The sequence below is a fragment of the Devosia ureilytica genome, assembly GCF_024273195.1.
Taxonomy (GTDB): Bacteria; Pseudomonadota; Alphaproteobacteria; order Rhizobiales; family Devosiaceae; genus Devosia; species Devosia ureilytica.
The window spans coordinates 351891-370375 of sequence record NZ_JAMZCU010000005.1; the positions used below are offsets into that span (position 1 = coordinate 351891).

Consider the following 18485-nt stretch of genomic DNA (forward strand, 5'->3'; position numbering starts at 1 on the left):
CGCCCACCCCCAAAAAGCCTGTAACCCTGGGACGATAGCGCGCCGCAACCGGTCCGTCACCCGGCCTCAGTCCTTGGCATTGCGCGCGCTCACCATCAGGTCGGCGTCAAATACCACCACCATATTGCGCCCCTGCGACTTGGCCATATAGAGCGCGGTGTCCGCCATATCGGTTGCGACGTCGAGGCTATCCCCCGCATCGGCAAGGCAGGCACCAACGCTCACTGACGTCACGATAGACCCGTCTTCTTTATCAAGACCAATCGGGCGCTCGTCGATTGCGGCCATGACCCGCGCTGCGATCGTGCGCAACTGCTCGGGCGTGCATTGGGGCAGGAGCACTATGAATTCGTCGCCGCCCCATCGCGCACACCGATCCCCGCTCCTGATGGCCGCGCTGATGCGGCGGGCCACTTCAAGCACCACGGCGTCGCCTGCGGCATGCCCATAGCGGTCGTTGATGGATTTGAACCGGTCGATATCGACCAGCAGCAGTCCATACCCCGCCGAAACCACCACCTCGGCATGCGCGGCGATAAAGCCGCGCCGGTTGAGAATGCCGGTCTGTCCATCCTTGAAGGCCAATTGCTCGAGTTCGCTGGTGCGCTCGCGCACCCGAGCCTCGAGCAGACGCGTATTGTCGTCAACCGCCGCCGCCATTTCGGTGAACGAAGCGGCCAGCCGCCCGATTTCATCCTGTTGACCGCTGCCCATCCCGATGGCCGGTCTGTAATCGCCTTGGCGCGCGCTGCGCACCACGCCCTCCAGCGCCGCAACCCGGTCCAGCACCGCCCGCTTGAACACCAGCATCAGCAACACCGCGACCAGCACCATGACGGCCAGCAGCAACAGCCCGATGGGCAGGAATAGCCGCCGGTCGATGATCGCGTCGAGGTCCATCAGCGTGACATTGAACCACCCGAGCTTGTCGAGATAGCCGACGCCCACCAGCGTCTGCTGGCCGCCAACCGAGACAAAGGCCGATCGTGCCAGCGCGCCGCCCGCGGCCACACTGGTCATCAATTGCTGCAAGGTTTCTTGGTCGGCCGGGGTATCGACCAGCGAATAGACCGTGCGCTTGTCGCGCATGTCCGAGGACAGGCTGGCCAGATTGACCAGGTTTTCGTCGCGATGCGCCTGCACCTGCCCCTGGCGGTCAACGAACATCGAGGTCACCCCGACCTGGGGGATATTGACCACTTCCTGGATGAACGCCGACAGATCAATGCCCGTGCCCAAAACACCGAGCACATGGCGCCCCTCGCGGATGACGCAGTTCATCCAGACCTTGGTCACCCGCAGATTGGCGTCGTTGTCGACATTGAGGTGGCACCCTTCGCCCAGCGCCTTGGTGGAAAAATACCAGGCGTCGCGGGGATTGCCGGGAGAGACGGCATAGCGCAGTTGATCCCCCGCATAGCCGTTTGCAGCGTCATTGAAATAATAATTGCCGCTTTGGTCGATGACGAAGAAATAGGAATGATCGGCAAAGCTCTGCCGATAGTGCTCCAGCTCCGCGATACCGCGCTGCTTCAGCGCCAAATTGCTCTCATCGAGCGCCCAGTCGCGGATCGCCTGACTGCCCGCCAGCGTCTCGGCCAGCGACACCTCGCGCAGGAGCGCCTCAAGCCCACGGTGCCGGTCGTAGAGCACCTGCTTTTCAGCAAACAGCGTTCCAAGCTGGATGACGGTGGAATTGACCACCCAATTGAGCGCAACAAAAGCCGGCGCGGCCACGGCGGCAAAGCCGAGCAGCACAAACAGCAACACCCTCAGGGACAGGGTATCGGCAATGCGACGACCAATCTTGAGAATGATCGACCCTTCCTCAACCAGCGCAAAGTCTGCTCCAACCCTGCCCGCTAACGCCTCAAGATCGTCTTAACGGATCCGCCGGTTTTTCGCCCTCACACGAACCGCTGCAAGGCCAGCAATTCTTCATTGCGCACCTCGTGGCCGCCCTCATGCCAGGCCAGTTCCGTCGTGGCGCCATGGGCCGTGAAATAATCCGCCAGCGCTTGCGTGGCCCCGGCCGGAGCAATCGGATCACGCCGCCCCGCCGTGATCAGCACCTTGCGACCGGAAAAATCGGCAGTTGGCGGCGCAAACGGGATCAGCGGGTGCATCAGCATGGTCGCATCAAACAGCTCGGGCGCAGCAAACTGCACCGACGCCAGGATATTGGCGCCGTTGGAATAGCCCAGTCCCAGCACCCGCGCCGGCCTTTCGGCCCCGATCTGCTGGCGCACGAAGTCCGTCATCGCCTTGGTTCGTTGCGCCAGGTCGGCCATGTCGTAGACGCCCTCCCCCGTCCGCTTGAAATAGCGCAAGGCCCCATGCTCGCTGACATCGCCCCGCGGTGCCACCCGCCGCGCGCCCGGCAGCAACTGACCGGCCAGATCGAAAAACTGGTTCTCGTCACCACCGGTGCCGTGGAAGAGAAAGATCACCGCTGCGCTGGCATCGCCAAGCGGATCGGCGCGAAACTGATAATGGGACATGGCGGAAACTCCTTTGCCCCGATATTGGCCGTTTGCCGCTTTAGGGCAACCGGCCGCCCACGCCACACACTGTTGCCCATTGCGAAACAGTGACCGCCACCCCCGATTGCGCAAAACCGGGTTCGGGTTAGTATGGCCCATGTTTTTGTCCGTCTTTGACGTCTTCAAGATCGGCATCGGCCCGTCCAGTTCCCACACCATGGGACCGATGACGGCTGCCCGGCGCTTTCTCGATGATCTGGCCCGGGGCACCTGGCCACGCGCCGCCCGGGCCCGCCCTGCCGCCATCACGGCGAGCCTGCACGGCTCGCTCGCCTTTACCGGCATTGGCCATGGCAGCGACCGGGCGGTCATCCTCGGCCTTGCGGGCCAGGACCCGCAAACGGTCGACCCCGACGCCATGGACGCCATCATCACAAAGGTGCGCGAAACCGGCCATGTCACGCCGCCGGGCCACCCCGCCTATCGCTTCCGCCCGGCGGTTGACCTCGTGCTCGACAAGGCGACGCCCCTGCCCGGCCACCCCAATGGGTTGCAGTTCTGCGCCTATGACACCGACGGCCAATTGCTGCTCCGCCGCATCTATTATTCCATCGGCGGCGGCTTTGTCGTGACCGCCGAGGAGCTCGACGCCTTGCGCCATGCCTCGCCCGCCGACGCCGATGTGCCCTGGCCCTTCGCTGACGCCGCCGAAATGCTCGACATGGCCAAGCGCTCGGGCCTTTCCATTGCCGCCATGAAGCGCGCCAACGAGGAAGCAAGGCTGTCCCCGGCCCAGCTCAACCAAAAGCTCGACGCCATCTGGCAGGTCATGTCGGGCTGCATCGACCGCGGCCTCGAGCAGCGCGGCGAATTGCCCGGCGGCCTCAAGGTCAAGCGCCGCGCTGCCGCCATCCATGCCCAGCTGGCCGAAAAATGGCAGCGCAACGAGCTCGACCCCTTGATGGCCAATGATTGGCTCTCGGTCTTCGCCATGGCCGTCAACGAGGAGAACGCCGCCGGCGGCCGTGTTGTCACCGCCCCCACCAATGGCGCCGCCGGAGTCATCCCCGCCGTCATGCGCTATGCGATCCAGTTCAATGCCGGCACCGGCGACGCCGCCATCCGTGATTTCCTGCTGACCTCTGCCGCCATTGGCGGCATCATCAAGCATCGCGCCTCGATTTCGGGAGCCGAAGTCGGCTGCCAGGGCGAGGTCGGCTCCGCCTCGGCCATGGCCGCCGCCGGCCTTTGCGCCATCATGGGCGGCACACCGGCCCAGGTGGAAAACGCCGCCGAAATCGCCCTCGAACACCATTTGGGCATGACCTGCGACCCGGTTGGCGGTCTGGTGCAGATCCCCTGCATCGAGCGCAATGCCTTTGGCGCGGTCAAGGCCGTCACCGCCGCCTCCCTGGCATTGAAGGGCGACGGCACCCACGCCGTGCCGCTCGACGCCTGTATCGAAACCATGCGTCAGACCGGCCATGACATGAGCGAGAAATACAAGGAAACCAGCCTTGGCGGCCTCGCCGTCAATGTCGTGGCCTGCTGATCAGCTCAGGCCCGATACCCCACATCGATCACCGCATGCCCCTCGCTCAAGCGCGAAACACAGGCGCACATCCGCTGCCCCTCGGCCTTTTCCTCATCGCTGAAGAAAACGTCACGATGGTCGAGCTGGCCATCCCGGTCCAGCACCCGCACCGCGCAAAGCCCGCACTCGCCTCGCCGGCAATCCGAGATCATCTCGACCCCTGCCGCGCTCAGCGCATCGAGCAGCGACTGGTCCGAGCGCACCGGCACCGTCACGCCCCGATTGAGCACTTCCACCGTGAACGGCTTTTCGGCGAACAGCCCGCTGTCCCCGAACACCTCATAGCGCAACCGGCTGACCGGGCGGCCGCTTTCGGCCCAGGCCCGCTTGGCCGCTTCAAGCATGCCGATAGGGCCACAGAGATAGCATTCGGCATTGGCCGGCAGCGCCGCGAATTCAGCCTCCAGATCGACATGCTGGCCCTGCGCATTGTCGCGCAGGATCAAGCGATCTCCCAGCAGCGACTGCAATTCCTCGGTAAAGGCCATCAGCCCGCGTGAGCGCGCGCCATAGACCAGCCGCACCGATGCGCCGCGCGCTGCCAGCGCCCGCGCCATGCCATAGATCGGGGTAATTCCGATGCCGCCCGCCAGCAGCAGATAATGCTCCGCCCGCCAGCTCAGCTCAAACCGGTTCTCCGGCAGCGTCAGCCGTACCGCATCGCCGGCTTCCAGCCCCCACATGTAGCGCGAGCCGCCCCGGCTTTGCGGATGGAGCTTCACCGCCACCGCAATCTGCCCGACCGGCGCCGGGATCACCGTATAGGTGCGCGTTGCCGCCTCACCCTCGATCTCCACCCGGAAATTGCTATGCGATCCGGGATCGAACCGCGGCACCGCGCCATCCACGGCAAAACTGATCTGGCGCACGTCCTCGGCAATCTGCCGCACCTCGGCGACGCGCGCGTCCCGCCATTCCACCCGATTGCGCATGTTCTTCTTCTCCAAATCATCCCGGCCGGCTCAGGGGCACTGGCGCCAGTGTTCATCGTCTCCCTCCCCCTTGTGGGCTTCGACCCGTCCCGAAGGGCAAACCTCTCCGGTGGAGAGGTTTGAGGAGAGAGGGACCAAGGGTGGGGGTGCTTCGGACGCCCACCACCGAGGATGGTGCAGACCGGTCCAGCCGGGCGACTACCCCACCACCAGAGACAGCGCCGGAACGCGGCGAATNGGGACCAAGGGTGGGGGTGCTTCGGACGCCCACCACCGAGGATGGTGCAGACCGGTCCAGCCGGGCGACTACCCCACCACCAGAGACAGCGCCGGAACGCGGCGAATGAGGCTGCGGTCCTGGTCCAGCACGAATTCCAGGTTCTGCCGCGCCAGTCGCGCATGTTCGCGTGCCAGCGCTTCCGCCCGCGTCCCCTCGCGCAGCGCAATGGCAGAGACCATGGCGCGATGCTGTGCCTGCGCTCCATAGAGCGAGCGGCGGAATTCGAGCACCCCGGCCTGCTTGTCGAGAAAGGCGCTGGGCGAGGCAAAGGGCAGGCTCGTCACCCTCTCGATCTCGCGCCGAATGGTCTGGCTGGCGAGGCCCCAGAGCTTTTCGTGGAACGTCGCATTCAGATCCACATAGCGGTCGAAATCCATGTCCTCGACATCGCCGCGCAGCGCCTCGTCAATGCCATCGAGCAGGCGCACCAATTCGCCCATGCGCGCCGGGGCCACGCCACGCTCCGCTGCCAGTCGCAGCGCCAGCCCTTCGAGCACGCCGCGCAATTCGATGGCGTCGATCACGTCCTCGCGTGAAAAGCTGCGCACCGCATAGCCGCCCGAGGGAATGGCCTCCACCAGCCCCTCCTGCCCCAGCTGCGCCAGCGCCGCGCGCAGGGGCGTGCGTGAAATCCCCAGGCGCTCAACCAGGGCCAGTTCGGAAAGGCGCGAGCCGGCGCGGATTTCGCCGGAAATGATCAGGTCGCGCACCCCCATCAGGGCTCGCTGAGATTGGGCGGCGCGTGCTGACTTCCCGCTCATTCCGCCGCCTCCTGCATGGCGTTTTCCTCGGCCACCATCCGCTCGATCAGCCGCCGCGCCCACATCGAACCGGCATCGATATTGAGGTTGTAGATGACGTGGTCGGGGTTATCGTCGATGGCCTTCTGCTGGGCTTCCAGAATGCGCTCATCCTCGCGGAAGATCGAGGAGACGCCCTCGCGCAGGTCATGGGTGCGCGCCTGCTCGTCAATCTTGTAATTGCGCGCAAAGGCCCAGAAATAGTGGCAGGTCTTGTCGGTTTCGGGCGTCATCGTATTGAGCACGAAACCATTGACCCCCTGGCTGCGGTCCCCTTCGGGCGCGCCGGTGCCGGCGGGCGCAACGCCCACATCAATGGCAATGGTCGATGGCGCCTGGAAATTGATGATCTGCCAGCGGTCGACATTGCCCGGCTTGCCCAGCTGCCCGCGCCAGAACGGTGGCGCATCGATGTCACGCATCCAGCGCGTGATGGTGGCGGTCTTGTCGGTATGGGTGGCCTCGAAGGGCGCTTCCGCCACCGCCCGATTGCCGATGGACGAGCCATGCACATAGGTCTCGTGCGTCAGGTCCATCAGATTGTCGACCACCAGGCGATAGTCGCATTTGGCGTGGATATATTTGCCGTCGGCGGCCCAGTTCGGATCATTGTTCCAATGCAGGTCCGGCACCAGCGCCGGATCGGCCAGCGAGGGTTCGCCCATCCACAGCCAGATGAAGCGATGCCGCTCCACCAGCGGATACGACTTGACGCAAGCCGAGGGATTTATCGTGTCCTGTGAGGGCATGTATACACAGCGCCCGGTGTCGTCGAATTCCAGCCCGTGATAGCCGCAGATGACATTGTCGCCATAGAGCTCGCCCATCGACAGCGGTAACAGCCGGTGCCAGCAGGCGTCGGCCAGCGCCGCGGCCGTTCCATCCTGCTTTCGATAGAGAACCACGGGCTTGTTACAGATGGTGCGGGCCAGCAGCTCGCGCTTCACCTCGACATCCCAGGCAATCGCATACCAGGCATTCAGCGGAAATGTGGGTTCGCCCATGGTCTCGATCCTCCTTCTCGACAGGGGCCACTAAATACAAGTTGTATACATTTTACAAGCCCACGATTGCCAAGCGCGCTGGTTCGGGCCATCACTCGCTCCAACCGGAAACGAGGAGAATTTCCATGGCCGTTGCGAAACCGCCCTATCACGCTGATGTCGTTGGCAGCTTTCTGCGCCCCGATTCGATCAAGCAGGCCCGCAAGGCGCGCTTTGAGGACAAGTCCATCAGCGCCGAAGAGCTCAAGGCCATCGAGGACGAGGCCATTATCGAGGTCATCCGCATGCAGGAAGACGCCGGCCTCAAGGCCGTGACCGATGGTGAATTCCGCCGCGCCTGGTGGCATTTCGATTTCATGGGCATGCTCAATGGGCTCGACATCATCCAGCGCGAAGGCGGCGGCATCCAGTTCCATGGCGTCCACACCAAGCAGGACGTGCCCGTGATCTCGGACAAGCTCAGCTTCCCCGCCGATCACCCCATGCTCGAGCACTACAAGTTCGTCGCCGCCAATTCCAAGGTGACACCCAAGATTTCCATCCCCGGCCCCAGCGCCATCCACTTCCGCATCGCCGACGACGATATTGCCGTCAGCGAATACAAGCACGATGCCGAAGCCTATTTTGAAGCCATCACCGCAACCTACAAGGACGCAGTGAACGCCTTCTACGCCGCCGGCTGCCGCTATCTGCAGATGGACGACATTTTCTTTGCCTATCTCTGCGACGCAAAAATCCGCGCCGAGCGCAAGGCCCGCGGCGAGGACCCCGATTGGCTGATCGGCCGCTACGCCAAGATGATGCACGACGCCATCGTTGACCGCCCCGATGACATGCTGATCGGCATGCACATGTGCCGCGGCAATTTCAAATCCACCTGGGTGGCCGATGGCGCCTATGACCCGGCGGCCGACGCCATCTTCAACCAGACCGATGTCGACATCTATTTCATGGAATATGACGACGAACGCTCCGGCGGCCTCGAACCGCTCCGCCTCCTGCCCAAGGGCACCAAGCGCGTGCTGCCCGGCTTCATCACCACCAAGACGCCAGAGCTCGAAGACCTCGACGATCTCAAGCGCAAGTTCGAGGCGGCCTCAAAATATGCCGATCTCGACCAGCTCGGCATCGCCCCGCAATGCGGCTTCGCCTCCACCGAGGAAGGCAATGACCTGACCATGGACGAACAACGCCGCAAGCTCGACCTCTTGGTCAAGACAGCGGAAGCGATCTGGGGCGAGGTGTAAGAACCTCACCCCGATGAGCCAAACGGCGCGTGCCCGTTGTGGGCATGCGCCGGCCTCGTCACCAACGAGAGCGGACAGTTTTCTTTAACCATCAGGCGCGAGTCCGCCGGGGCCTCGCAACCTTGCCGCCGCCAATACGTAATTGCCTCTATGGACACCGGCCCCGAAACTTCCTGCCAGCCCTATGAGCTATTCATGTTTGCGCGCAAGCACGCAATTCCAGTCGAACGCGCCCGCGCGATCCTGGCACGCCGCGGCGCCGACCGGCATGCTGCCGATCTGGACGCCAGGAACGTCAACCTGGCGCAGCGGCCCCATCATGCCCCCGGCCAAGAGGATTGCTTGACTTGCGCCGCGCCCCAAAAGGAAAACCCCAGCAACTCGGATGAGTTACTGGGGTTCTTTGGTTGCGGGAGCAGGATTTGAACCTGCGACCTTCAGGTTATGAGCCTGACGAGCTACCGGGCTGCTCCATCCCGCGTCAAACACTGGCCTTGCGGCGCGGTGTGACGGCTATATAGGGGGTGAGCGCCCAGACCTCAACCCCTCCCGCACATTCCATGACGGTTTTTTGACCCTGGCATCAAAACCGCCCCAAAAGGGCGCCCCGCCCTGTGGATAAGCCCGTCCATCGGCAAATGCCGCTGAACGGCTTCCATACCAGGTCGAGCTGGTTTAGGGTCCGGCCCAACCCGCCTCACACACGCTTCCAACGGAAAATTCTTCATGCAATTCAAGACGCTTGGCCGCACCGACCTCAAGGTCACCGATATTTGCCTGGGCACCATGACCTGGGGTAGCCAGAACAGTGAAGCCGAGGGCCACGCCCAGATCGCCATGGCGCGCGACGCGGGCATCAATTTCATGGACACTGCCGAACTCTACGCCGTTCCCGGCAGCCGCGAGACCAGCGGCCGCACCGAGGAAATCATCGGCAATTGGTTCGCGGCCCAGGGGGATCGCGACAAATGGGTGCTGGCCAGCAAGATCGGCGGCGGCGGCAGTGCCCATATCCGCAATGGCTCCCGCCCCGGCGCCAAAACGGTGCGCGAAGCCCTTGAGGCCAGCCTCAAGCGTCTCAAGACCGATTATCTCGACCTCTACCAGATCCATTGGGCCAGCCGCGGCCACTATCATTTCGAAAATTACTGGACCTACCGCCCGGACAAGCAGGACACCGCCGACACTCTCGCCAATATGCACGACGTGCTCGGCACCATGGGCGACCTGGTGCGCGAGGGCAAGATTCGCCATTTCGGCCTCTCCAACGAGACCACCTGGGGCATCAGCCAATGGCTCAGGCTCTCCGAACAACATGGCCTGCCCCGCGTCGCCTCGGTGCAGAATGAGTACAACCTCATCCGCCGCATTTTCGACCATGACCTGGCCGAGCTGAGCCACAATGAGGACGTTGGCCTGCTCGCCTATTCACCCCTCGCAGGGGGGCTGCTCACCGGCAAATATTTCGACGGCGCCACGCCCAAGGGCAGCCGCAAGGATTATCAGAAGGGCTTCTGGCGGCTCAACGAGCATTCCGAGCGCGCCACCCGCGCTTATCATGAGGTCGCCGCCCGCCATGGCCTCGATCCGGTGCAGATGGCCATCGCCTTTTGCCGCAGTCGCCCCTTCATGGCCGCGACCATTATCGGCGCCACCAGCACCGGCCAGTTGGCTCAGGTCCTTGGCGCCATGGATCTGACCCTCTCGCCCCAAGTGCTGGCCGATATCGATGCCACCTACCGGCAGCACCCGCGCCCGATTTAACTGTCGCGCAGGCGGCCGGCACCACGCCCGGCCGTCCCGCCATCTCCGGCATGGCTATCCACGAAGGCGGCGCTATAGTGCGCTCACTTTTGCGTCGCCCGGAGCCGTGTCGTGACCGCGCTTTTCACCTCTGTCTTTCCGTTGCTGGCCTATCTTGGCTACAACATCATCGTGCCGCAGGTGGAAAAGCTGCGCCCGTCGCTCTCGGTGATCATGAACATGCAGCGCCGCCGCTGGGTCGCCAATGCGGCGCGGCGCGAAAGCCCGTTCGACGCTATCCTTTCGGGCAATATCATGGGTTCGGTCAGTTTCCTGGCCTCCACAGCCGTGCTGCTGGTCCTGGCCGTCTTCGCCGTCTTCGGACAATTGCCCACCGTGATGGAAGCGCTCGATTCTCTTTCGCTGGACCGGATCTACACTGTGGTGGATGTGCAGCTGCATCTGGTCATCATGCTGACCATGTTCGTAATGGCCTTTTTCGCCTTTACCCTGTCGCTGCGCCAGTTCAATCACTTCTGCATCATGCTCGGGGCGCTCGACCATGATCGCGTCACCACGGACGAGGAAGTCGACGCCATCGCGCGCATGAATGCCCTTGGCGCCAAGAACTTCAACAGTGGTATTCGCGCCTATTACTTCTCGGTCTCGGCCGCGGCTTGGTTCGTCTCGGAATGGCTGGCCGTGGCGGCCTGCCTTGTGACCGTGCTGGTGCTGGCCCATCGCGAGTTCTTCTCCTCGGCGCACCGCACCGCCGCATCCGCCGCGGTCATTGCCGCCCGGCTTCGGAAGGATGCAGCGTCCTGAGGTCAGCCGGGCCGCCGGTTCGGTTACCGCAGCCGAAAAATCCGCGCCCTCGCGCAAAGGCGCGGCACTTTTCCGCGGACCCGCCGCGCGACAATTTATGACGTTGACATTCAGGAATGAGCGGCGTTTATTCCGCGCCGTTGAGAACCTTTTGTGGCCCCCGCCATGCTTGTCTGCCAGTGCAACATGATTACCTCCCGCGAGATTGAGGACATCGTTCTCGATCTGCTCAAGGCCGATCCGTGGCAGCTGGTGGTTCCCGCCAAGGTCTATGCCGAACTCAACCGTCGCGCGAAATGCTCGGGCTGCGTGCCGAATGTGGTGGACATTATCGTCCGCGTCACCGAAAATTATCACGCACAGCAAGCCCATCAGCCTGCGGAGCTTATCGAGCTCCAGTCAGGGCTGGACAAGCTCAAGAAGCAACGGAACGGAGTACGTCGTGAAAGGCGAAGCACAAGTCATCGAGCGGCTTAACGAGGCCCTTTTCCTCGAGCTCGGCGCGGTCAACCAATATTGGGTGCACTACCGCCTGTTGGACGATTGGGGCTACAAGCGCCTCGCCGCCAAGGAGCGCGCCGAATCCATCGAAGAGATGCACCACGCCGATAAGCTCATCGAGCGTATCATCTTCCTTGAAGGCCACCCCAATCTGCAGCGCGTTGCGCCGCTGCGCATCGGCCAGACCATCAAGGAAGTGCTCGAAGCCGACCTTGCCGGCGAATACGACGCCCGCGCCGCCTACAAGGCCAGCCGCGAACTCTGCGAAGAGCTTGGCGACTATGTCTCCAAGAACCTGTTCGAGGCCCTGCTGACCGACGAGGAAGGCCATATCGACTTCCTCGAAACCCAGCTCGAACTGCTCGAAAAGATCGGGCCGGAAAAATACGGCCAGCTCAATTCGGCCCCGGCCGACGAAGCCGAGTAGGTTTGGAGCGTTTCCAGCAAAAGTGGCAACGGTTTTGCGGTTCGGAAAACGCGACCACCAGGAATTCAACTGCCAGCAATTGTCCAGCCGCCCGGTCAATCTCCGGGCGGTTTTGTTTTGTCCAAAAGAGCAAGAGGACCTCGCATGCAATTTCACACCGGCCGTTTGATCGATCACGTGCACCTGCGCGCCCGCAACATCGCCAATACCCGCTATTTTTATGAGAAGTGCCTGGCGGTCCTGGGCATTCCCATCACCGCCAAGGGCAATGGGTGGTTTCAGATCGACGAACTCTTCGTCGATGCCGCCGATGCCAAAACCATCCCCAGCCACGTTCATCTGGCCTTCCAGGCCAGGGACCCGCAGATGGTCGACGCCTTCTACAAGGCCGCCCTCGCCGCCGGCGGCACCGACAATGGCGCCCCCGGCCCCCGCGACTATCACCCCGGCTATTATGCCTGCTTCGTCCTCGACCCCGATGGCAACAATATCGAAGCCGTCTTCCACGGCCCCAACACCCGCTCCGCCCCCTCGGTGGTCATAGAGCCGACATCCTGAGCCGCCTCTCGTTCCACCTTCGGGAAGGGTAGCCGGCCTAACCACAATCGCCGCGTGGATCGAGGCTGCGCTGTGCGCAGCACCACGCCGTTTGGACATAGAGAGTAAAGCGCCGCTCTTTTCAGCACTCAGCCTGAAGCGCCCCGAAGGGACCCCGTCGAACAAGGGCGTATCACGCCTCGACAACCCCACTTATCCCCGCGGCAAAATCTTGTGCCACAATGCACCCGTCCTCACCGACAACACGCGATGCCGACGAAGCATCGGGTGAGGAGACGGGCTGGTTGGGGTCGCCTAGCCGGATGCGTGTATGCTGACCACCGGCCGCTCAGCCGAAGCGACTGGCGACAGGCGGCGATGGATGTCAAAAAACATACGGGCCAAAGGTATGCGCCGACTGCCAAGGGGATGGGCAACCGCAAAACGGGGCCGCTCGATGCATGCGCAAGAAATCCCGGTCGTGGAAAGCGGCTTTCGCCTCTTTCTAAAAATTTCAATCGGGGCGAAAGCCGCTTTTCACCGTGCAACCGCGACGCCTTCGGGCCGGGCGGCGCGTCAGCATGCCTGCGCTGATGGCGTCAGCAGACCCGGGAGCATCTCAGAAGGACCGCGAGAGCTTTGCGAAAGCTATCACTCCTCGATCGGCTGGAACATGGCGTTGAGCTGGCTGACGATCTGGTCAATCGGCGCAATCGAGTCGGGCAGCATCTGCGGCGGTTCCGGCGCCACGGCCAGATAGGGCACGCCACTGGGGAAGGCGCCAAAGCGCTGGAAAAACCCGACCATGTCGTCCAGCACCGGCATGCGCCAACGCCACATGGCACCCATGGCCAGTACCGGCTCCATATGGCCAAAGCCATCGTAATATTGCGTCGTCACCCATACGCCCTGCGCCCGCAATCGGTCTGCAAACCGTTCCGAATTCTGCACCCGAACAATCGGGTCCGTCGTTCCCGAGGCCAGATACATGGGCGGGGACTCGGACGTGATCAGGTTGATCGGTTGCGTGCCTTCGGGGCTCACGGCCTGGCCAAAGACGTCGCGCACCTCATTATATTCGAAGGGATAAAAGTCATAGGGTCCCGACAGCGCCCCGACCGCCAGGATCGGCATGGTTACCCCATACTCCTCGCGGAACGAAGGATCGAGCGCCTGCATCACCGCATTATAGGCACCGGCCGAATGACCGGACAGAAAGAGCCGGTTAGGGTCACCCCCATAGTTTGCGATATTGTCCTGCACCCAGCGCAGCGCCCGCGCACCGTCCTCCAGAAAGCTCGGATACTGCACCTCGGGATAAAGCCGGTAGTCGGCAATGACCACGACGAAGCCTCGCGAAGCCAAAGCCCGGCCCACAAACTCATACTCGCCCCGCTCGCCCCGGCTCCAGCCCCCGCCATAGATGAAAAACACCACCGGCCTGGGCTCACCGCGCTGTTCGGGCGCATAGACGTCCAGCTTGTTGCGCAGGCCATCGGCATAGGCAATGCCGTCGCCCACCTTGGCCGTACCGCCATCCATGGCGGCTGGCAGGTTGAACGGGTCCATCACCGAAACCGCCAGGGCAGGATTAGGCAAAATCAGCGCCAAGGACATAAGCGCGCCAAGGAGAGTTCGAACGAAAGGCATCTGCAAAAATTCTGGAGGTTTGAGGGAAAGCGATCCCGCCCCTATGCGGCAGGAAACCGGGGACAATGTGGCAGTCACAACCATTTGCGGCCCGCCATGACGTCAGGACTGATGCGATGGAAATGGGCGAGGGCAGGCGCGCCGGTGTCCGGTCGCGGGCCTGCCCTCTACTTAAGCGCGAAAATTTTGCGCCGAGTTTGTTAACAGGTCATTAATGCAAGACTCAGCGCTTCAACCGATCCAGCAACAGCCCGGACACATGTCCGTCCGCCGGCAATCCGCGCGCTTGCTGATAGGCGATGACGCCGGCCCGGGTCTTGGGTCCAACGACCCCATCGGGCGTGCCGACATCAAAACCGGCCCGGCCCAGCAGCGCCTGCATTTCGGTCCTCTGGTCCTTGTTGAGCGCATAGTCTCCTGCAGGCCAGGGGGTCACGAAGCCGCCGCCGCCCAGGATGCGGTCGGCCAAGTGCCCCACCGCCAGGGCGTAGCTGTCCGAATTATTGTAGCGCTTGATCACATCGAAATTGGGCAGCAGCAGAAAGGCCGGCCCGCTGGCACCGGCCGGCATATAGAGCCGGCCGATATCTTCAGGTCGCGGAAATGCCCGGCCCGATGCCCGCGTCACGCCCATGGACTGCCACTGGCTGAGGGGTGCCTTGCCCATTTCGCGCGCTGCGGCAAAGTTGAAGCCCGAGGGCAGTTTGATCTCATAGCCCCAGGTCTCGCCGGGTTGCCAGCCAAAGCTCTTGAGATAATTGGCGGTCGAGCCAAGCGCATCAGGCACCGAATTCCAGATATCCTTGCGCCCATCGCCATTATAGTCGACCGCATAGCGCATGAAGCTCGATGGCATGAACTGGGTGTGGCCCATGGCCCCCGCCCAGGAGCCGACCATGGCATTGGGGGCAACATGCCCGTCCGAGACAATGCGCAGCGCCGTCACCAGTTCGGATCGGAAGAAATCGGCCCGATAGCCTTTCTCGGTCAGCGTCGCGAGCGCATGAATGGTGTTGTTCCCACCCATGAATCCACCGAAATTGGTCTCCATGCCCCAGATCGCGAGGACAATTTCCGATTGAACGCCATAGCGCTGCTGCGCTCCGGCCAGCGTCTGCGCCCACTCGCCGCGCATCGACTGGCCCTTGCTGGCCTGCGCGGCAGTCACGCGCTTTTCGACATATTGCTGCACTGTCTGGCTGAATTCCGGCTGCTTCCGCGTCAGCTCGATCACCTGCGGAATGGGATTGTAGCTGGCAAACGACGCCTCGAAGGCCTGGCGGCTGACGCCCGCCTGCTGCGCTTCGGGCCAGAGACTGCGCACGAAATCGGCACTATTGGCCTGCGCCGCAACCGGCATGGCCAACAGGGCCACAAGACTAAGCGCCCGGCCCCAAGGCCGCAGGCGTGAAAGGGTTATACCACTGGATCGGGTCATCATCGGCCTCGTGATACGCTGGACAAAAAGTCACGACCGCGCCGCAACTGCGCGTGTATCAAACTATTAACGCACCCGATTAAGATGACCTTAAGGCAAACCGACCGCCCCGATCACATCGCTGTCAGTCGACATCGCCGTCCGGACCATTGTCCGCAGGCTCTGCTGGCAGCCGGCCCTTGGCGCTGCCGCCGGCGGGGACATAGGTGACATGAGGATAGGGAATCTCGATCCCGTGCTGGGCAAACACGGTCTTGACCAATTCGCTATACTTGCGCCCCGCCCCCCACTGCTTGCCCGGCAGCGTCTTGATGCGGGCCCGCACGGTTATGGCCGAGTCACCAAAGGCAGTTATCCCCTGCATGTCCAATTCGTCTAGAATCTCGTCCTTGTGCTCGGTCTGCATCAACAGCTCAAAGGCTTCATGCATTGCCGCCTTTACCGCATCGATATCGCTGTCATAGGCCACCCCGATTTCGGCCACATGGTAGGAGAAGCCGCGCATCATGTTGCTGACCTGGTCCACCGAGGAGAACGGGATCAGATGCACCGTGCCCGAGAGGTCGCGAATGGTCACCGAGCGGATGGTGAGCTTTTCGACCACCCCCGACCAACTGCCCACGGCCACCACGTCGCCTTCGTTCATGATGTTCTCGAACTGGATGAAAATACCGGTGATGATGTCCTGCACCAGCTTCTGGGCGCCAAAGCCGATAGCCAGACCCACGACACCGGCACCGGCCAGCAGCGGAGCGATGTTCACGCCGATCTGGGCCAGGGCGAGCATGGTTCCAAACACCACAAGGGCAATGGTGAAGGCATTTTTGAACAGGTTGAGCAGGGTCTTTTCGCGCGACGTCGGCACCCGGCCGAAATTGACGTTGAGCCGATATTCCACCCAGGAGGCAACCACGACATGGAGCACTATGGCGGCAAGGATAATCAATGCCGCCGAAACCACCGACCCGGCCACGGCCAGCCCCTCATCGCTGCCAATCCAGGCGGCGAAGTTGAACAGGGCCCAGGCCTGGCCAATCGCCAGAACGACGGCGGCAATGATGATCCATCGGACCACCCGCATCACCGCCGGTACAAAGGACTTGAGACGGGTTTCCAGGAGCGGCAGACGCTGCCGCACATCGTCCGGCAGGCTCAACCCGGCACTGACGAAACGGGTGATGAACCCGATGACCAGAGAGCCGATGAGAATAGCGAACGCGGATTGGACCGTCGCGCCGATCATGAACGGCAGTGCCGTTTCCGGGTTTGCGAACCAGACCACCAACAGAGCGACAAGATAAACAATGACCAGCACATGCCATTGCCGGCCGACGGCCGCCAGGGCGCGTCCCAATCCATCGTTGTCGCGGCGAACCGAGATTTCCTGCAGCCAGGCGCGGACGTCGTCCTTGTTCTGCAGCACGATGATAATGCCAATCGTTACCGCCGTCGCCATCGCCAACACCTGTATGGCGCTACCCGCGGCACGCGACACAAGGCTATTGAGCATGGGCGAAACAAAAAGGAACGTATAGCCGAGAAGGGAAATGATCCGCCCCAACCAGAACGACCAATAAGCGGCATTGCCATCGGTTACCGGCAGCAAACGCAGCGCCGGGAATCGCGGCACCAGCACCAGCCGCACCAGCAGCTTGACCGCCTCAACAATCAGAAAGGCATTGAGCAATAGCGACTGGTTGATCCCCATCTGCCCATTGGGCGTGGTGCCAAAATTGAGCGCCAGCCCATACCCCAGCCCCCAGGCCAGAACCACGCTCCCGGCATCGACGAGGATCAGGCCAACCAGGCCCATGAGGCGCCGAATGAGGCCGCCGCCTGCCGCTCTGGCGGCAATGCCCCTGCCCAACCCATTGGCAATCAGGCGCAATACGAAGAACCCACCGAAAAGGGCAACAACCAGCAGGCCGATATTAATGGCAAATTCGCGCAAGGCGCCGCTGTCGGCACTCATCGAGCCGCTGAACACCTGCTGCAGATTGCCGATCGCCGTACCCACCGACCGTACCGTGGCCGAGGCTCCCTCGGCGACACCCCTGGTATATTCGGCCAATTGCCTCGCAATGCTGAGGTCCGGCGCCGCCGCCTCCGCCTCATTCGCCACTGGGTCAGGCGCCGCCTGCTGCAAGCGCTCGATCAGCACTGCCCGCGCGGCATCGTCCTCAAGGATTCGGATCAGATCATCAACCGCCGCAGAACTGGTGTCTGGCTCCGCGACACTCGTCACCTGACCCGTCAGAATGTCCTGGGCGGAAGCGGGAAAGGTCAGCAGCAGGGACAGAAAAATAAAACGGATCAGGACCATAGGGCTCGACTGCATGACGGAATACGATATCGCCAGCATGGCGTTTGCTCGGTCTGGGTCAACCCCTTAGCTGCTGACGCGGCCCCTCGCCTCACTCCGCCGGGGCGGCAAGGCTGGCGGCCAGACCTCTGAGAAAACTCTTGCCCTCTCCCAGGACGACCTGGGCAGTCGCGGTCACATCATCGGCCCGGCTATCTGCCTCGCCGCCAACACGCTCAAGTAGTACGCGCCGCTGCTCATGTTGATGGGGCGAAATATCAAGGCCTGCCGCGGTCTCGAGTGCCTGTCGCAATTCCTGCAGCAACAGCAATTGCGAGAACCGCGCATAGAGGCGCCGCGCCACGGCGGGATCCCGCTGCCAGTTGAGGGCGGCAAAGGCCGCGCTGGCCCGCTGTCCGGCACCCATGCAATCAAAGGCATCGCACCCACCATAGCCCAAATCCTCAAGCCGTTCGTGAATGCGACAACGAAAATCCGATTGCAGGTATTGGCAGGGCTGGCCCGCAGCCTTGTCGTGGCCAAACTGCTTGGACCGTTCAAACGACAAGGCCGTGCAGCACAGGCCAAAACACTTCTCGCAATCGGCGGTAAAAGTGATGTCGTCCACGCTGCACCTGTGGCTGTCATTTCGGGGTCGAATGGATCGCAAGATAAACAAAAGCCCCCGCTTTTTGGGCGGGGGCTTTTTGTGATTTGGTTCG

At 62.6% G+C, this 18485-nt stretch carries 17 protein-coding genes and 1 tRNA gene; 8 read left to right on the forward strand and 10 right to left on the reverse strand.

The features are described from left to right. Window positions 1-66: 66 nt before the first annotated feature. Both NIM87_RS14945 and NIM87_RS14950 read right to left on the reverse strand, forming a co-directional pair. Window positions 67-1770 carry a sensor domain-containing diguanylate cyclase gene (locus tag NIM87_RS14945; protein ID WP_254675485.1) on the reverse strand — a complete coding sequence of 568 codons (1704 nt, stop codon included), beginning with the start codon at window positions 1768-1770 and terminating at the stop codon, window positions 67-69. 137 nt (window positions 1771-1907) lie between these two features. Next, complete coding sequence (locus NIM87_RS14950) at window positions 1908-2501, reverse strand: alpha/beta hydrolase (protein WP_254675486.1); 594 nt, start codon at window positions 2499-2501, stop codon at window positions 1908-1910. Between the two features lie 139 nt (window positions 2502-2640). On the opposite strand from NIM87_RS14950, the gene NIM87_RS14955 reads away from it, so the two are divergent. Then, a complete protein-coding gene (locus NIM87_RS14955; protein ID WP_254675487.1) occupies window positions 2641-4035 on the forward strand; it encodes an L-serine ammonia-lyase in 1395 nt (464 codons plus the stop codon). Between the two features lie 5 nt (window positions 4036-4040). Here NIM87_RS14955 and NIM87_RS14960 read toward each other — a convergent pair whose 3' ends face one another. The 3 genes from NIM87_RS14960 to NIM87_RS14970 all read right to left on the reverse strand — a co-directional run bounded on the left by NIM87_RS14960 (window position 4041) and on the right by NIM87_RS14970 (window position 7093). Beyond that, entirely contained in the window at window positions 4041-5009 is a 969-nt protein-coding gene (locus tag NIM87_RS14960) for a PDR/VanB family oxidoreductase (protein ID WP_254675488.1), read from the reverse strand. A gap of 306 nt (window positions 5010-5315) precedes the next feature. Then, the gene (locus tag NIM87_RS14965; RefSeq protein ID WP_254675489.1) at window positions 5316-6050 is read right to left on the reverse strand and encodes a GntR family transcriptional regulator; all 735 of its coding nucleotides are present in this window, start codon (window positions 6048-6050) and stop codon (window positions 5316-5318) included. Next, complete coding sequence (locus NIM87_RS14970) at window positions 6047-7093, reverse strand: aromatic ring-hydroxylating dioxygenase subunit alpha (protein ID WP_254675490.1); 1047 nt, start codon at window positions 7091-7093, stop codon at window positions 6047-6049. The genes NIM87_RS14965 and NIM87_RS14970 overlap by 4 nt, the downstream gene beginning before the upstream one ends. Before the next feature lie 125 nt (window positions 7094-7218). Here NIM87_RS14970 and NIM87_RS14975 point away from each other — a divergent pair, with 125 nt between their 5' ends. Further along, complete coding sequence (locus NIM87_RS14975; RefSeq protein WP_254675491.1) at window positions 7219-8340, forward strand: 5-methyltetrahydropteroyltriglutamate--homocysteine S-methyltransferase; 1122 nt, start codon at window positions 7219-7221, stop codon at window positions 8338-8340. Between the two features lie 404 nt (window positions 8341-8744). Here NIM87_RS14975 and NIM87_RS14980 read toward each other — a convergent pair. After that, window positions 8745-8821, reverse strand: a tRNA-Met gene (locus tag NIM87_RS14980). Between the two features lie 245 nt (window positions 8822-9066). Between NIM87_RS14980 and NIM87_RS14985 the strand changes: the two genes are divergently transcribed. The 5 genes from NIM87_RS14985 (at window position 9067) to NIM87_RS15005 (ending at window position 12394) form a co-directional block, all read left to right on the forward strand. Then, window positions 9067-10104, forward strand: coding sequence for an aldo/keto reductase (locus tag NIM87_RS14985; RefSeq protein ID WP_254675492.1), 1038 nt, complete (start codon window positions 9067-9069; stop codon window positions 10102-10104). 111 nt (window positions 10105-10215) lie between these two features. Then, window positions 10216-10908, forward strand: a complete 693-nt coding sequence (locus NIM87_RS14990) for a DUF599 domain-containing protein (protein ID WP_254675493.1) — start codon at window positions 10216-10218, stop codon at window positions 10906-10908. Between the two features lie 165 nt (window positions 10909-11073). After that, the gene (locus NIM87_RS14995) at window positions 11074-11385 is read left to right on the forward strand and encodes a (2Fe-2S)-binding protein (protein WP_254675520.1); all 312 of its coding nucleotides are present in this window, start codon (window positions 11074-11076) and stop codon (window positions 11383-11385) included. After that, on the forward strand, window positions 11351-11836 hold the full coding sequence (gene bfr, locus NIM87_RS15000; RefSeq protein WP_254675494.1) for a bacterioferritin: 486 nt from the start codon (window positions 11351-11353) through the stop codon (window positions 11834-11836). Before NIM87_RS14995 ends, bfr begins: the two co-directional genes overlap by 35 nt. 144 nt (window positions 11837-11980) lie before the next feature. Further along, window positions 11981-12394, forward strand: a complete 414-nt coding sequence (locus tag NIM87_RS15005) for a VOC family protein (RefSeq protein ID WP_254675495.1) — start codon at window positions 11981-11983, stop codon at window positions 12392-12394. 630 nt (window positions 12395-13024) lie between these two features. Here NIM87_RS15005 and NIM87_RS15010 read toward each other — a convergent pair. From NIM87_RS15010 to NIM87_RS15025, 4 genes are all read right to left on the reverse strand, one after another. Beyond that, window positions 13025-13972, reverse strand: coding sequence for an alpha/beta hydrolase (locus NIM87_RS15010; RefSeq protein ID WP_254675496.1), 948 nt, complete (start codon window positions 13970-13972; stop codon window positions 13025-13027). 274 nt (window positions 13973-14246) lie between these two features. After that, entirely contained in the window at window positions 14247-15461 is a 1215-nt protein-coding gene (locus NIM87_RS15015) for a lytic murein transglycosylase (protein ID WP_254675497.1), read from the reverse strand. 124 nt (window positions 15462-15585) lie between these two features. Beyond that, on the reverse strand, window positions 15586-17823 hold the full coding sequence (locus tag NIM87_RS15020; protein ID WP_254675498.1) for a mechanosensitive ion channel domain-containing protein: 2238 nt from the start codon (window positions 17821-17823) through the stop codon (window positions 15586-15588). A 52-nt stretch (window positions 17824-17875) separates the two neighbouring features. Next, window positions 17876-18190 (reverse strand): hypothetical protein, encoded by a 315-nt coding sequence (locus NIM87_RS15025; RefSeq protein ID WP_254675499.1) that lies wholly within the window; start codon window positions 18188-18190, stop codon window positions 17876-17878. Window positions 18191-18238: 48 nt separating this feature from the next. Here NIM87_RS15025 and NIM87_RS15030 point away from each other — a divergent pair. Next, a partial coding sequence (locus NIM87_RS15030; protein WP_254675500.1) for a hypothetical protein occupies window positions 18239-18485 on the forward strand: 247 nt, incomplete at its 3' end.